10 protein-coding genes and 1 pseudogene are annotated in these 14,872 nt (G+C 29.1%); 8 read left to right on the top strand and 3 right to left on the bottom strand.

Annotation, left to right across the window (positions count from 1 at the left end; genetic code table 11):
* Positions 1 to 196 precede the first annotated feature (196 nt).
* Together IPH62_17560 and IPH62_17555 are read left to right on the top strand one after the other, a co-directional pair.
* Complete coding sequence (locus tag IPH62_17560; GenBank protein MBK7107082.1) at positions 197 to 1,321, top strand: sensor histidine kinase; 1,125 nt, start codon at positions 197 to 199, stop codon at positions 1,319 to 1,321.
* Positions 1,318 to 1,968 (top strand): response regulator transcription factor, encoded by a 651-nt coding sequence (locus IPH62_17555; protein ID MBK7107081.1) that lies wholly within the window; start codon positions 1,318 to 1,320, stop codon positions 1,966 to 1,968. The genes IPH62_17560 and IPH62_17555 overlap by 4 nt, the downstream gene beginning before the upstream one ends.
* Positions 1,969 to 1,975: 7 nt before the next feature.
* On the opposite strand, the gene IPH62_17550 is transcribed toward IPH62_17555, so the two are convergent.
* The 3 genes and pseudogenes from IPH62_17550 to IPH62_17540 form a co-directional block, all read right to left on the bottom strand.
* Positions 1,976 to 2,560 (bottom strand): hypothetical protein, encoded by a 585-nt coding sequence (locus IPH62_17550; GenBank protein MBK7107080.1) that lies wholly within the window; start codon positions 2,558 to 2,560, stop codon positions 1,976 to 1,978.
* On the bottom strand, positions 2,560 to 2,988 hold the full coding sequence (locus IPH62_17545) for a hypothetical protein (protein ID MBK7107079.1): 429 nt from the start codon (positions 2,986 to 2,988) through the stop codon (positions 2,560 to 2,562). The genes IPH62_17550 and IPH62_17545 overlap by 1 nt, the downstream gene beginning before the upstream one ends.
* Before the next feature lie 1,005 nt (positions 2,989 to 3,993).
* A pseudogene (locus IPH62_17540) lies at positions 3,994 to 5,129 on the bottom strand (integrase).
* A 215-nt stretch (positions 5,130 to 5,344) separates the two neighbouring features.
* Between IPH62_17540 and IPH62_17535 the strand changes: the two are divergent.
* The 6 genes from IPH62_17535 to IPH62_17510 all read left to right on the top strand — a co-directional run bounded on the left by IPH62_17535 (position 5,345) and on the right by IPH62_17510 (position 14,843).
* Positions 5,345 to 7,723, top strand: a complete 2,379-nt coding sequence (locus IPH62_17535) for a glycosyl transferase family 36 (GenBank protein MBK7107078.1) — start codon at positions 5,345 to 5,347, stop codon at positions 7,721 to 7,723.
* A 30-nt stretch (positions 7,724 to 7,753) separates the two neighbouring features.
* On the top strand, positions 7,754 to 9,826 hold the full coding sequence (locus tag IPH62_17530; protein MBK7107077.1) for a beta galactosidase jelly roll domain-containing protein: 2,073 nt from the start codon (positions 7,754 to 7,756) through the stop codon (positions 9,824 to 9,826).
* A 46-nt stretch (positions 9,827 to 9,872) separates the two neighbouring features.
* The gene (locus IPH62_17525; protein MBK7107076.1) at positions 9,873 to 11,846 is read left to right on the top strand and encodes a T9SS type A sorting domain-containing protein; all 1,974 of its coding nucleotides are present in this window, start codon (positions 9,873 to 9,875) and stop codon (positions 11,844 to 11,846) included.
* A 4-nt stretch (positions 11,847 to 11,850) separates the two neighbouring features.
* Positions 11,851 to 13,125 (top strand): sugar ABC transporter substrate-binding protein, encoded by a 1,275-nt coding sequence (locus IPH62_17520; GenBank protein ID MBK7107075.1) that lies wholly within the window; start codon positions 11,851 to 11,853, stop codon positions 13,123 to 13,125.
* Between the two features lie 18 nt (positions 13,126 to 13,143).
* Complete coding sequence (locus IPH62_17515; GenBank protein ID MBK7107074.1) at positions 13,144 to 14,037, top strand: sugar ABC transporter permease; 894 nt, start codon at positions 13,144 to 13,146, stop codon at positions 14,035 to 14,037.
* 68 nt (positions 14,038 to 14,105) lie between these two features.
* A complete protein-coding gene (locus IPH62_17510; GenBank protein ID MBK7107073.1) occupies positions 14,106 to 14,843 on the top strand; it encodes a carbohydrate ABC transporter permease in 738 nt (245 codons plus the stop codon).
* Positions 14,844 to 14,872 lie beyond the last annotated feature (29 nt).

Genomic DNA, 14,872 nt, shown 5'->3' with positions numbered 1-14,872 from the left:
TCAAAACCATGAAAATATAGACAAGGATTTTTAGAATAAAATCAGTAGAAATACTTACGCATTAAATCAGAAATTATTTTCTCTTTTTCGTTCACTTTTAATTATTTTTATACAAAAATATAATTTATTTAAAAATTGTAAGTAATTATACTTATAGTTTTATTTGTTTAAAAAAATGAGTTAATTAAATATTTTTATGGAACCAACAGATATTTTCAGCGTATTTTATACTTTAGATAACCCATTAATTTATGGGGTTACAATAATTGTTTTATTGGTTATAGTTATTAGTCTGATTAAGAAAGAGTATATAAGTCCGCTAAGAAAAAATAAAGCTGAACTTGAGTTAAAAAATTTAAAATTAATGGCATTATTTGCCGAAGTTGATCCGGATCCGGTAATTCGTATTGATAAAAATTTTATTATAATAGAATTAAATAATTGTGCAGAAAATGAATTTGGAAAAAAGTTATTAGGAAAAAACGTATTTGATATTTTCGGAAATTTTAAGGAAAATATGCTGAATGAAAAATCAGTTGAAATTTCTTATCGAAATAAATTTTATAGTGCCGTTACAAAAGAAATAGAACCATTTGGATTTAGTCATATTTATTTAAGAGATATTACTCAAAGAATTGAATATGAAACTTTAATTAAGAAAAATCAAGAAAGTCTTAAGCAGCTTAAATCAAAAGTTGAGAGTTTAAATGAAGAAGAAAAAGATCGATTAGGAAAAGAGCTGCATGATAGTGTTGGTCAAAATTTATTAATGTTAAAACTTAATTTACAAAATCTGCAAAGTGAAAATAAAATTAATCATAATACTGAAATTGTAAAAATGATAAATTTAATTGATGAATTGGCTGTGGAAATTAGAGATATTTCACATCAATTAAGACCGAGAATTTTAAATGAGTTTGGACTTGTTGCCGGATTAACATCAATTATTGATGCAATAAATAGTAAAGATCACATTAAAGGTTACTTAACAACAAATTACAAATTGGGTTCACTAAATAAAGAGCATGAACTAAATATTTATCGAATTTGCCAAGAAAGCATAAGTAATATTATAAAACATGCAAATTGTTCAGAGTTTTTTATTCAACTTATTCAAGATGATGAACAAATTAAACTAGTAATTTCCGATGATGGAATTGGTTTTAATGTTAATGAATATTTCACAGAAGGAAAATCATCCTTAGGATTGCTAAATATTAAAGAGAGAGCAGAAAATTATGATGGAAAAATGAATATAATTTCAGCTCCTGGCGAAGGTACAACAATTTTTATTAAGTTTTTTGAGGAGCGAGTTTTATGATAAGAGTTTTACTTGCAGATGATCATAATTTATTTAGAGAAGGAATAATTAGCCTTTTAAAAGATTCACCGGATATTATAATTGTTGGAGAAGCTGAAGACGGAAGAACTTTAGAAAAAAAATTTTTTGAGCTAATGCCGGATGTAATTGTTTCAGATATAAATATGCCTATAAAATCCGGACCGGAAGCTGCATCGACAATTATAAATAAATTTAAAGAAGCAAAAATTTTGTTTCTTTCGCAGTATTTGGGCGATGATTTTATTTATTCAATTTTAAAAGCCGGGGGATTAGGTCTTATAAGCAAAAACAGCATGCGTGATGAACTTGTTAATGCCATTAAAGTTGTAAACAAAGGTAAACAATATTTCGTAAACAAAAGTGACATTGAGCTTGCAGAAATAATTGGAAGATTTGAACAAATTGAAAAGAAAGAAAAACAAAAATCAATAAATGGAATAACAAATAAGCAATTTGAGATTTTAAACTTAATTGGTGAAGGTTTAACAACAGAGCAAATTAGCATAGAATTAAAAATTTCTAAAAGAACTGTTGAAACACACCGTTATAGAATGATGAATACACTTGGATTTAATTCTGTTGGACAACTAATAAGATATGCAGTTTTAAAAAATATGAAGAAATGAAAATTTATTATTCATATAAAACTTCGTTACCTTCCAAATCTCGATTATTTTTTCTCCTAATGCTAATATAAATTAAAAATAAACCTATCAAAATCTGAATTGCATTAGTTGCAAAATAAATATTTAAACCCGAACTAAGTTGATTTAGAAAAGCGATTATTTTAAAAATTGTTAATGCTTCATAAAAAATCATAGTTAGATAAAAAATATCTATCCTATTTTCATCTAAATAAATAGAAATCAGAAATCTTGAAAAAAGAATAAATAGAATTATTTGGGATGCTAATACAAAGTACATATGAAAAGTAATGGATGAGTTAAATCCAAGAAAAATAGAAATTATTAGCCCTATTCCTATAAAATATTTGTGTTTGAAAAAAAAATCTTTATCTAAACTTAGTACAATTAAATATGTTGAAGGAATCCAAAGTGCTGTCGTAGAAAAACTAAATAATATATCTATTATAACTGAAGACAAATCGTTAATTGCAAAAAGAAGAAAAAAATAAAAATGTTTATTTGAACGATAGAAAATTGGAACTATCGTCCAAATAAATACAGAAAAATAAGCAATAATTTCCCAAGTTTTCATTAGTTACATATTGGCGGACAAGGAATAGAGTATTCTAAAATAAATTGACCATTTTGAATAGTATATGCTTTTTCTCTTTTCTGAAATAAACAAATTTCCTTATTCCCAAGATTTAAAAGTTCTTCAAGTTTACTTTTACTGAATAAATGAAAAATCTCATTATTTTCAGAATAAGAATCAGTAAAGTACAATGCTTTTCTGTTATCACCCAAAATTGTCAACTCTGAATTATTTACATTAAACATAACACTATTTATCGTATTTTTCAGTACATTTTTTAATGCCTCAGTTGTAATTGATTGTTCTTCTAAAACATTTCCAAACATTTTTTCTGCTTCCTCCCAAATGAAAATTTCCCCAATTTCTTGACATATTAAAGTACTTGATAAAATTAGTAAAAATGCAATAATAAATTTTAATTTTTTCATATTAACTCCTTTTTGTTGATTAGGAAAGCTAATTGAAAAACAAAAAAAATAAATCAGTACTAATACTTATCAATTTATGTTATTTGAAAATATTTTTACTTGTATTGTAAGTATTTGTACTTACGAATTTATTTTGATAAATAAATATTTTGAGATTAATAAGTTTTATAAAAGAAAAATTCCATTTATGTGCAATAATGGAATAAAAAATTATTTTTATAAAAAATTTTGTATATAAGTATTTATACTGATTTTTTGAAATGAAATATTTTCTATAATTTCATTGTACGTTTTAAACGTATTTGTATTACCCCCTTGTGCCTCCGAAATTATTAGATTATAGGATATTGAAAATTTCGGAGGACTTTTTTTAAAATTTTCGTAAAAATATTCTCTCCGTAATAATTTGAATAATTCATATCTCTATAAATTTAGAAAAAAAATAAATTTTATTATACTTTTTCATTTGGAAATATTTAAAATTTATCTAATTTTCAAGTCAATTTTACATGCACATTTAATTTTCTTGGGTCGGGAAAATAAAAATAATTTAAAGCAGGAAAGTAAATATGTCCCAATTAAATTTTGAATCTTCTAAACCTAAAACAAAATTCCAATTATGTAAATCAAAAGCAATCTGTGATAACAAATTAATTATTTGTTTAGAAAATGAAAAAGGCTGTAATCATAGATATTATTTTGGTGATAGTATATTTTGTACAAATCCGGAGAAAATAAACACTAACAAAAAGAAGAACAAAGATTTTCCTTTCTAAACTGAAGTTTTGTAACTTAAAAGTTTAATTAACCCAATACTGCTTAGTTAGACTTTTGTTCAATCTTTAAACCAAACTCCAGTTGCCTCAAAATAAAAGGTAACTATGGTAAAGAAAAAATGTTGAAAAAAGAGTTCATAAAAATTCCAAATAGATAATAAAAAGTAATAATAATTGTTTCTTTCTTTTTTTGCTACTTTTTTCTTTCTTTGTTAATATGTTGATAACGTCAAATCAACTTCAAGATTTCATTTATTTTACGAGAGATTGAGTTTTGTAGCAAAAAGGGATTTAATTTTGTGTGTTTATTTGTCAAGAGGATTTTAGTTTTCTTAGAGACAACCGTAGAGTCTAAAATTCTTTGAAAAGGGGTTTTAGGCTGATCGTGTTTTTTGATAACTTGAGAGCCATCGCGAACTTTGGAAATAATTTTAGAAGAAGGAATAAAGAAGTTAAAAAACAAAGACCATTCATTAGTAAAAATATCATTCATCAGCTCAACAATTTTAATATTATCGAAGCGATGATAACCAAAATATTGCCTGATGTGAGTCCAATTTTTACCTTCAATATGTACATTATCGTTTTTCATATAAGCTCGTGAACGAGTATAGTCAACCGGTTGTTTACGTTTCGTGAAGTAAGCCAATAGATGCCAGTTAAGAAATTCACCACCGTTATCAGAATCAAAACCAAGAACTTTGAAAGGGAGAGAATTCTCAATAGATTCAATAGCCTTAAAAGTTCCTTGTTGTCCTTTGCCCCATATAGCACGTGCTTCAGTCCATCCGGAGGCAATATCAACAGTGTTAACTGTATAGACAAAACTACCAGTAATCGAGTCTCCACAATGAGCTACGGTATCTGCTTCAATAAATCCCGGGAACTCTCATCCCACTGGTTTGTTTTTATTGGAATTTGTTTTTGATTAAAGAACCCGGTTTGGTTGTTGATAATCCTTTTTTCTTAAATTTATTCCTAATCGGTTTTAAGAGTCGGTCTATTGTTGCTGGTGAAATTCTGAGAAGAAGTTTTCTATTTTCTTCTGTTAGTTCTCCCTCATAAAATGGAAGCCATAGTGGTATTGCATATTTTAATCTTTTTGAGCAAATAAGATTAGTTGATTTCCAAATATTCTTTAATGCTGCTATTATCTCATTGTGAGCAAATTTTTTCTTTCTGCCGGCTTTTTTTCTTTGGGGTTCCTTTTATTTCTTTTTTATTCAATACCCTTATTATATATTTTCTATTATATCCACAAGTAGTGCATATTTCATAAAGAAGTTTCTGTTTTTCTGCCTTATTTGAACTTAAATATCTTGCTCGTATAGCTGCAATATACTCTTGTTTCGACTTTTTGCTCATAATATTTCCGCTTTTTTCGGTTACTTATATTATGAGGCAACGTATTGTTTTCCTAATTAACTTCGGTTACTTTAATTGTGAGTCAATTCGACTTCAAAACTTAAAAAATAACTTCTTGACAAAAAATAAATGTTTGGTTAGTTTAGAAATATGTAAACGCTTACATTATTTTGCAAATAATCATAATCACATTTTATAAATATTGGTAATTACCTATGGCAAAATTTGAAACTAAATATGGTTTTTTTTCTGATGATGGTTCAGAGTATGTAATAAAAAATCCTAAAACACCAAAACCTTGGGTAAATGTAATTTCAAATGGAAATTACGGAGTAATTATTTCTCAAACCGGCGGCGGCTTTAGCTGGAATGAGCATTCAGAATTCAACAGAATTACAAGGTGGCATCAAGATTTGATTCAAGATAATTGGGGAAAATTTTTCTATCTAAGAAATAATAAAACAAATGAAATTTGGAGTCCGACTTGGAATCCGGTAAAAACTAAATTAGATAATTTTAAATGTATTCATGGAATCGGTTACACAAAATTTGTTACTGAGTTCAAAAAAGTTAAAGTTGAAATTACCATTTTTATCCCTTTTGATAACAATTTGGAAATTTGGGATTTCAATATAAAAAATGGAAGCGAAGAAGAAATTGATCTTTCAATTATAAATTATTTTGAATGGGTTTTAGGTTCTTCAAATGATCATCATCGTGAATTTCATAAACAATTTTTAGAAACTGAGTTTAATGAAAATCTAAATGGCATAGTTGCAAAAAAACGTATTTGGGATATTCCATTGGGCGATAGAGGGCATTGGAATATAGATTATCCATATTCTGCATATTTTATCGCAAATAAAAAAGTTTCTCAATTTGAGTGTGATAAAGAATCATTTTTGGGAAACTATGGAAATTTGGAAAAACCTAAAGCAGTTGTAACCGGAAATATGACAAATACTTGCGGCAAATTTTATGATTCAATTGCATCATTAAAAATTGATCTAAAAATTAATTCTGGTTGTGAAGAAAGCGTAAATTATTATTTAGGGCTTGCCGAATCTGAAAATGAAATAAAATCAATTGTAAATTCATATTGGGAACAAAATCAAATAAATGTTGCGTTCCAAAATGTAAAAAATAAGTGGGAAGACATTTTAGGCACTATGGTTATTGATACGCCGGATGAAGCAATGAATATTTTTGTTAACAAGTGGGTACGATATCAGGCAATATCTGGAAGACTTTGGGGAAGAACTGCTTACTATCAGCAAAGTGGCGCGTTTGGTTTCCGAGATCAACTTCAAGATAGTTTAGTTTATTTGCCGATTGATCCAAAGTTAACAGAAAAACAAATTCGTTTGCACGCTCGTCATCAAATTAGTGATGGAACCGTTTTACATTGGTGGCATCCAATAAGTGAAACCGGTTTGGAAACAAAAATGACTGACGATCTTTTATGGTTGCCGTATATTGTTTCACATTATATTCAAGAAACAAAAGATCTAAAAATTCTTGATCACTTGGAACCGTATTATGATGATAAACAAAAAATGAATACAATTTATGAACATTGTTTGAAGGCAATATATAAAGTACTTTCAAAACTTAGCCCAAGAGGATTAACATTTATTGGTGCAGGAGATTGGAATGATGGATTGAGTGCTGTCGGCTTAGATATGAAGGGAGAATCTATTTGGCTTACAGAATTTTTATATGATGTAATTCAAAGATTTTTACCATATACAATTTTCAAAGGTGATTATGACATTTTCGATAAATTTACTTCTGCAAAGGATGAACTGAAAAAATCTTTTAATCAGCATGCATGGGATGGTGAATGGTATTTTCGTGGGACAAAAGATTCCGGTGAAAAAATAGGAAGCAAAGAATGTGAGGATGGAAAAATTTATTTAAATCCGCAATCATGGGCAGTGATTAGTGATATTGCAGAAAATGATAAAAAAATTCAGGCAATGGAAGCAGTGAGAAAACATTTAATCCGTGATAATGGAGCTTTACTATTGCAGCCCGCCTATTCCAAACCGGATAAATATATTGGTTATCTTTCAAGATATGCTGCGGGAAGAAGAGAAAATGGCGGTGTTTATTCGCATGCCGCAACTTGGTCAATTTGGGCTTATTCATTATTAAATGATTCCGAAACTACATATGATATATTCAAAAAAATGTGTCCAATTTATTCGGGAATGAATCCAGATAAGTATGTTGCCGAACCTTATGTAATGCCGGGAAATATTGATGGTCCCGACTCACCAAATTACGGAATGGCCGGCTGGACTTGGTACACCGGCTCAGCATCGTGGTATCAAAAAGTTATTGTTGATTGGATTCTTGGAATCAGAGCTTCAAATGAAGGACTTGTTATCGATCCGCATATTCCAAAAGAGTGGTATGGTTTTAAAATTAAAAGAATTTTTAGAGGCACAATATATTCCATAAATGTTTTTAATGATGCTCATGTAAATAATGGAATAAAGAAAATTGAAATTGACGGAAAAATTGTAAATTCAAATACAATTTTAATTGAAGATAAGAAAGAAGTTAATGTAGAAGTATATTTAGGGTGATTAAATAAATTTTCACATTCGGTAAATGAAATGCCAAAAATGAGTTTAAACGGAAAATGGAATTATATTGAAGATTCAAATTCCAATTTTACTTTTTCAAAAATTAATAAACTTTTTCAATCAGAAAAAACTAACGTTATGGAACTCCCAATTAATTGGGAATTGGCTGGATTGCATAATTTTTCCGGATCGGTTTGGTTTCAAAAATCATTTAGAATAAATAAAAAGAAACTGGATGAAACCCTATCAATATTGAAGTTTAAGGGTGTTGATTATTTTGCGGATATTTGGTTAAACGGAAAATTCCTTGAAAATCATGAAGGATATTTTCAAACATTTTATTTTGATGTAACAAACAAATTAAAATTTAACGAAACAAATATTTTAACGGTAAAAGTAAATTCTCCAAATGAAGAACCGGGAAAAGTTTGGCCGTTAAAAAAACAATTAATAAAAGGAATTTTTAATCACCACGATTGCAGACCGGGCGCATGGAGTTTAGAATATGGGCAGGATCAAAATACCGGCGGAATTTGGAATGATGTTGAATTGTTTTTTAATGAAAAAATATTTATTGAAAACACAAAAATTTCAACTCATTTAAGTCAAGATTTTAAAAGTGCAAAAATTCAAGTAGAAATTTCTTATAAATCAAATTTAAATTCGCCAGTTAAACCAAAAATATCATTTACTGCAATTGATTCAAAAAAAAGAAAAACTGAATATTTCCAAGAAATATTTATCCAACCAAATCAATCAATTGTAAATATTATTTTCGAAATTTCAAACCCAATACTTTGGTGGAGTTGGGATTTAGGCAAGCCGGAATTGTATGATCTCGATATAAACATTCATAAATTTATTTCATTTAGTGAAAAATTTGCGGTAAGAAAAATTTTCTTAGATTCCCAATGTCGGTTTTTCTTAAATGATAAAGAATTGTTTTTAAGAGGAACAAATATAATTCCAACTCAATTTTTAAGCGAACTAAAAAACGAAAGAATTGCAAAAATTGTAAATCTTATAAAAGAAGCAAACATTAATATTGTTCGTATTCATGCTCATGTAAATAGAAAAGAACTTTATGATGAATTTGACAGAATCGGAATTTTACTTTGGCAAGATTTTGCTTTGCAATGGACTTATGATGAATCGGAAAAATTTGCTGCAAATGCTGTTTGTCAAATTAAAGAAATGGTAAATCAATTTTATAATCATCCTTCAATTGCATTTTGGTGTTGTCATAATGAACCCGGCGAACAAATTAATTCTTTAGATAAATTGCTGTACAATGCAGTGCAAAGTGAAGATCAATCAAGAATAATAAGACTTGCATCAAATTATGAAGAACATCCATACGACGGCTGGTATTGGGGAAATAAAGAGCATTTTGCTGCAGCACCAATGGGACCGTTAGTGACAGAGTTTGGTGCTCAAGGTTTGCCGAATAAAAATTCTTTAGAAAAATTTATTCCGGAAAACAAATTATTTCCACCGGATATTGAATTTTGGAAGTATCATGATTTTCAGCCTGACACAACTTATAATATTGCAAAAGTTCAAACCGGAAAAAATATTGATGAGTTCATCGAAAATTCGCAAAATTATCAATCGGAACTTTTACGAACAGCAATTCATTTTTATAGAAGAAAAAAGAATGAAGGAATTACCGGAATTTTTCAATTTATGTTTGTTGATTGCTGGCCTTCTATAACTTGGTCGGTTATTGATTATTATCTTGAAAAGAAAAATGGTTTCAATACATTGAAAGAATGTTATGAACCAATTTTACTTTCGGTAAATTTAAGGCAAGATCAGTATTTCAAAGAATCAAAAATTAATTTTGATTTTCATATTATAAATGATACATACAATGAAATAATGAATTGTTTGCTCGAGATTTTAATTGACAAAAAAAATATTGGAAATGTAACTGACTTAAATGTATATCCCAATTCAATTATTTTCAAACATTTTGAAAGTATGAATATTAAATTCCCAAATTGGGTTGATATAGGAAAGCATGAAATTATTTTTCAATTGAAAAATAAAAGTAAAATTATTTCTCAAAATAAATTTTCCATAAATATTATTAAAATGTAAAAATGATTTTTTATTTATCAAATTGAATTTGTTTATAAGGGGATATATGACGAAAAAAAATATTTATTGTTTTATTGTTTTTGTGATGATGAATAATTTTATATTTGCACAAGATACAATCCCACCGCAAACACCTAATAATTTTAGAGCATATTCTTATGAATTACATGGCGATTTGTATTGGGATATTGAAGAAAGCTCAGATATAAAAAATTATATTCTATATAAATGGAATGGATCCATTTATACATTTTCCGAAATACTTTCAAATAATTTAAATAATAAAATGATTTGGCTTGGTACAGTTAATAAAAGTGAAAAATATAAAATTCAATCAATGGATAATGCTGGAAATGTTTCTCCATTAAGTGAAGAAGTTGAAATTTTGACAAGTGAAATTACGGATGATGAATTTATGGATATGGTTCAGCGTGCAACCTTTAGATATTTCTGGGATTGGGGCGATCCAACTTCAGGAGTTGCCCGCGAGCGCTGGCACCCCGATGAATCGGATAAAACTAATACAATCGGCGGCGGCGGTTTTGGCGTAATGGCAATTCTTGTTGGCATTGAACGAAACTTTATTACACGAGAACAAGGTGCCGAAAGAATTTTAAAAATTGCAGATTTTATGCAGAATAAAATGGATAAATTCCACGGAGCTTTCCCGCATTGGTTTAATGGTACAACCGGAAAAGTTATAAACTTTGGAGCACAAAACGGCGGAGATATTGTTGAAACCGGATTTATGGTTCAAGGTTTATTATGTGCAAGACAATATTTTGATCAATCAGATTCGACAGAAAGTGAAATTAGAAATTTAATTACTCAGCTTTGGGAAAATGTAGATTGGAATTTTTATAGAAATAGCTCGTCCGGTCTTTATTGGAATTGGTCGCCAACATTAGGTTTCGATTTTAGTGATGCATTTATTTTTCACGGATGGAACGAAACATTGATGCCGTACTTGCTGGCATTGGCTTCTCCAACTTATCCAATATCAACTCAATACTATGCAAGCGGGTGGGGAAATAATGGAAATATTAAATATACCGGAACGCCAAAATATGGAATTACACTTTCTGTAGGTGGAGGTTATGGTGGTCCATTATTTTTCACACATTATTCTTTTATTGGTTTTGATCCCCGAGTAAAAAGAGATTTATATGCAAATTATTTTGGACAAAATATGAATCAAAGTTTAATCAATCTGAACTATTGTATTGATAATCCTAAAAATCATGTTGGATACAGCGATGAATGCTGGGGTTTAACAGCCAGTTATTCAATTCCAGGTGTTGGATATACTGCACACGAACCGATGAATAATGATAATGGTACAATTTCTCCGACTGCCGCACTTTCTTCAATGCCTTATACACCTTATGCTTCAACCCAAGCAGTGAAATATTTTTACAGAACATTTAAAGATAAATTATGGGGGAAGTATGGATTTAAAGATGCTTTTAATTTAACATATTCTTCAAATGGCGTAAATGGTGAATGGTTTAGTGATGGATATTTGGCAATAGATCAAGGTCCAATTGTTTGTATGATTGAGAATTATAGATCTCAGTTATTATGGAATTTATTTATGAATGATCCCGATATCAAAAAAATATTTAATGCATATCCTCCATTTTTTGATTCTGAAACACCAACTGACATTGAAAATAATATTGAAATTCCTACAAAGTTTAGTCTTGATCAAAATTATCCAAATCCATTTAATCCAACAACAACAATTGTATACTCCGTACCTTCTGTTGCAGTCATTTCGAACGAAGTGAGAAATCTCAGAGATTTCTCGTCGCAAGCTTCTCGAAATGACGATGTGAAAATAACTTTAAAAATATATGATATTTTGGGAAGAGAAGTAAAAACATTGGTAAATGAAAACCAGAATCCCGGCAATTATCAAATAGAATTTAATGCAGAAAATTTATCAAGCGGAATTTATTATTATACTTTGCGAGCCAGTAATTTTATTGAAACAAAAAAAATGATTTTGATGAAATGATAAAGTGAATTCACTTTTAAAAATATTACCCATTTTAATTTTGCTATTAATTTCTTGCAGTGAAAGAAAACAAGAAAATAATATAACAACAATTAAATTTTGGGGAATGGGAGCCGAAGGAGAATATGTACAAAAGCTGCTTCCGAAATTTTACAAACTTCATCCAAATATAAAAGTTGATGTTCAAGCAATTCCGTGGACGGCTGCGCAAGAAAAATTAATTTCCGCATATGCCAGCGATAATTTACCTGATCTGTTTCAACTAGGAAATACTTGGGTCCCGCAGTTTGTCGCTTTAGATGCTTTAGAAAATCTCGATCAATTTCTTAGTAAATCCTCAACAATAAAAAAACAAAATTATTTTGAAGGAATTTGGAATACAAATGTAATTGAAAATTCTATATTCGGAATTCCATGGTATATTGATACAAGAATTATTTTTTATCGTAAAGATATTTTAGAAAAAGCCGGATATAAAACTTTCCCTAAAACTTGGGAAGAATTATACGATGCATCAAAAAAAATTAAAGCTAATTTTAAGGGTGAAGAAAAGTATGCAATTTATCTTCCGACAAACGAGTGGGCAAGTTTTATAATTTTTGCGCTGCAGAATAAATCATCAATACTTAAAAACAATAATAGTTACGGAGCCTTCAGCGAACCGGAATTCAAAGAAGCATTTGAATACTTAATAAAATTTCACAAAGAAAAATTAGCTCCAATTGGAATTTCTCAAGTTACAAATGTTTATCAAGCTTTTGCTGAAGAATATTTTTCGATGTACATTTCTGGTCCTTGGAATATTCCGGAATTTAAAAAATGGATGAAAGGAGATTTAGAAAGTAAATGGGGAACTGCTGCAATGCCCGCCAAATATGGAAGTTATCCAGGTACTTCTTTAGCCGGCGGATCAAGTTTAGTTATTTACAATAAATCTGAAAATAAAGATTCTGTATGGAAACTTGTTGAATTTTTATCTGATCCGAAAATTCAGTTGGAATTTTATTTATTAATAAATGATCTTCCTTCAGTGAAGCAGGCATGGGAAGATTCAACTTTTTCTCAAAATGAATTTATGCAGGCTTTCTTCAATCAATTTCATAATGTAACCGAAACACCCAAAATTACCGAATGGGAGCAAATTGCATTTTCAAAAATTCAGCAGTATGCAGAAATGGCTGCTCGAAATTCAATGACAATAGACGAAGCTTTAAAAGCTTTAGATGGAGATGTAAATAATATTCTTGAAAAGAGAAGATGGATGTTAAGTAAAAAATAATAAACAAATTTTATTAATATGAATCTTGATTCAAAAAATAAATTATCTGCTGCTTATATTTTTCTTGCTCCTGCAATGACGGCAATATTTGCGTTTTTTTTTATTCCGGTTATTTCAGCATTTGTAATAAGTTTTACAGATTTTGATATTTATTCGCTTAGTGATTATTCAAATGCAAGATTTGTAGGTTTTAAAAATTATATTAATTTATTTTATGATCAGCTTTTTTGGCAGGCATTAAAAAACACATTCTACTTCGTTATTTTTGCCGGACCGCTTTCTATTGCGGTTTCGCTCGGAGCTGCAATGCTTTTAAATTCAAAACTGGTAAGGTTTAAAGGAATTTTCAGACTTACTTATTTTCTTCCGGTTGTTACTACTTTAATTGCTGTATCAATAATATGGAGATTTATTTATCATCCCAAATTTGGGATACTAAATTTTATGCTTGATTTTATTGGGGTAAATCCTATTGATTGGCTTGGAGATCCGAATTTAGCATTACCCGCAATTGTTATAATGTCGGTCTGGAAAAATTTTGGATATAATATGATAATATTTATTGCCGGATTGCAAAATATTCCACAATATTTATATGAGGCTGCTGAGTTGGAAGGCGCATCAGGATGGCAAAAATTTAAATCAATTACAATTCCAATGTTAGCGCCAACAACACTGTTTATAAGTATAATCACAATGATTGGATATTTTCAATTATTTGCAGAGCCTTATGTAATGACTCAAGGTGGACCATTAAATAGTACATTGAGCATTGTTTTGTATATGTATAATGAAGGATTTCGCTGGTGGAATATGGGTTATTCAGCTTCAATTGCATTTGTACTATTCTTTATAATTTTTATTGCAACAATTATTCAATTTAAAATTCAAAAAACAACGGAGTTTGATTAGTGAAAAAAATCCTACTCTATTTATTTTTAACTGTAACAGGATTTATAACAATCGCACCTTTTTTTTGGATGATATCCGCGTCATTAATGACAGACGGGCAGGCAAGCGTTTATCCGCCAAGATTTTTTCCAGAACAAATTATTTATGATCAATATAATATTTTATTTACTCGCTTAAATGTTGCAACAAATTTTATGAATAGTTTAGTTCTTTCATTAATTGTAACTCTTGTTTCATTATTTTTTAACTCAATGGCTGGTTTTGCATTTGCAAAATATAGATTTGCAGGAAGAGATAAATTATTTAAACTACTTTTGAGTTCAATGATTATTCCGGCGCAAGTTACAATGCTGCCTTTATTTTTAATGTTGAAAAGTTTTGGTTTGATAAATACATATATGGCTATTGTGATTCCCGGCTTAGCAAATATTTTTGGAATATTCTTAATTCGTCAATATGCTATGTCAATTCCGGATAGTTTAATTGAAGCTGCAAGAATAGACGGAGCAACTGATTTTCAAATTTACTTTAAAATAATTCTTCCGCTTGCGAAACCAATTTTAGTTACACTTGCAATTTTTACTTTTATGGGAGTTTGGAATGATTTCCTATGGCCGTTAATTGCATTAACTGATAACTCAATGTACACTTTGCCAGTTGCACTTGCTAATTTAATGGGCGAACACACAAAAGATCCGGAACTTATGATGGCCGGATCGGTTATTACAATTATTCCAGTGATAATAGTATTTTTAGCGTTACAGCGTTATTATATAAAAGGAATAATGATGGGAAGTATTAAATGATAAAATTAATAATCCATATTTTTTAATAA

This window comes from Ignavibacteriota bacterium, from assembly GCA_016708125.1.
In the GTDB taxonomy this organism is placed as follows: Bacteria; Bacteroidota; Ignavibacteria; order Ignavibacteriales; family Melioribacteraceae.
The sequence above is the reverse complement of the archived record's forward strand: the minus strand, read 5'-3'. Positions and strand labels throughout refer to the sequence as shown.

Bases quoted from the DNA above. Each gene is read 5' to 3' on its own strand.
- IPH62_17560 (MBK7107082.1), top strand. From the start codon at position 197: ATGGAACCAACAGATATTTTCAGCGTATTTTATACTTTAGATAACCCA.
- IPH62_17555 (MBK7107081.1), top strand. From the start codon at position 1,318: ATGATAAGAGTTTTACTTGCAGATGATCATAATTTATTTAGAGAAGGA.
- IPH62_17550 (MBK7107080.1), bottom strand. From the start codon at position 2,560: ATGAAAACTTGGGAAATTATTGCTTATTTTTCTGTATTTATTTGGACG.
- IPH62_17545 (MBK7107079.1), bottom strand. From the start codon at position 2,988: ATGAAAAAATTAAAATTTATTATTGCATTTTTACTAATTTTATCAAGT.
- IPH62_17535 (MBK7107078.1), top strand. From the start codon at position 5,345: ATGGCAAAATTTGAAACTAAATATGGTTTTTTTTCTGATGATGGTTCA.
- IPH62_17530 (MBK7107077.1), top strand. From the start codon at position 7,754: ATGCCAAAAATGAGTTTAAACGGAAAATGGAATTATATTGAAGATTCA.
- IPH62_17525 (MBK7107076.1), top strand. From the start codon at position 9,873: ATGACGAAAAAAAATATTTATTGTTTTATTGTTTTTGTGATGATGAAT.
- IPH62_17515 (MBK7107074.1), top strand. From the start codon at position 13,144: ATGAATCTTGATTCAAAAAATAAATTATCTGCTGCTTATATTTTTCTT.
- IPH62_17510 (MBK7107073.1), top strand. From the start codon at position 14,106: ATGATATCCGCGTCATTAATGACAGACGGGCAGGCAAGCGTTTATCCG.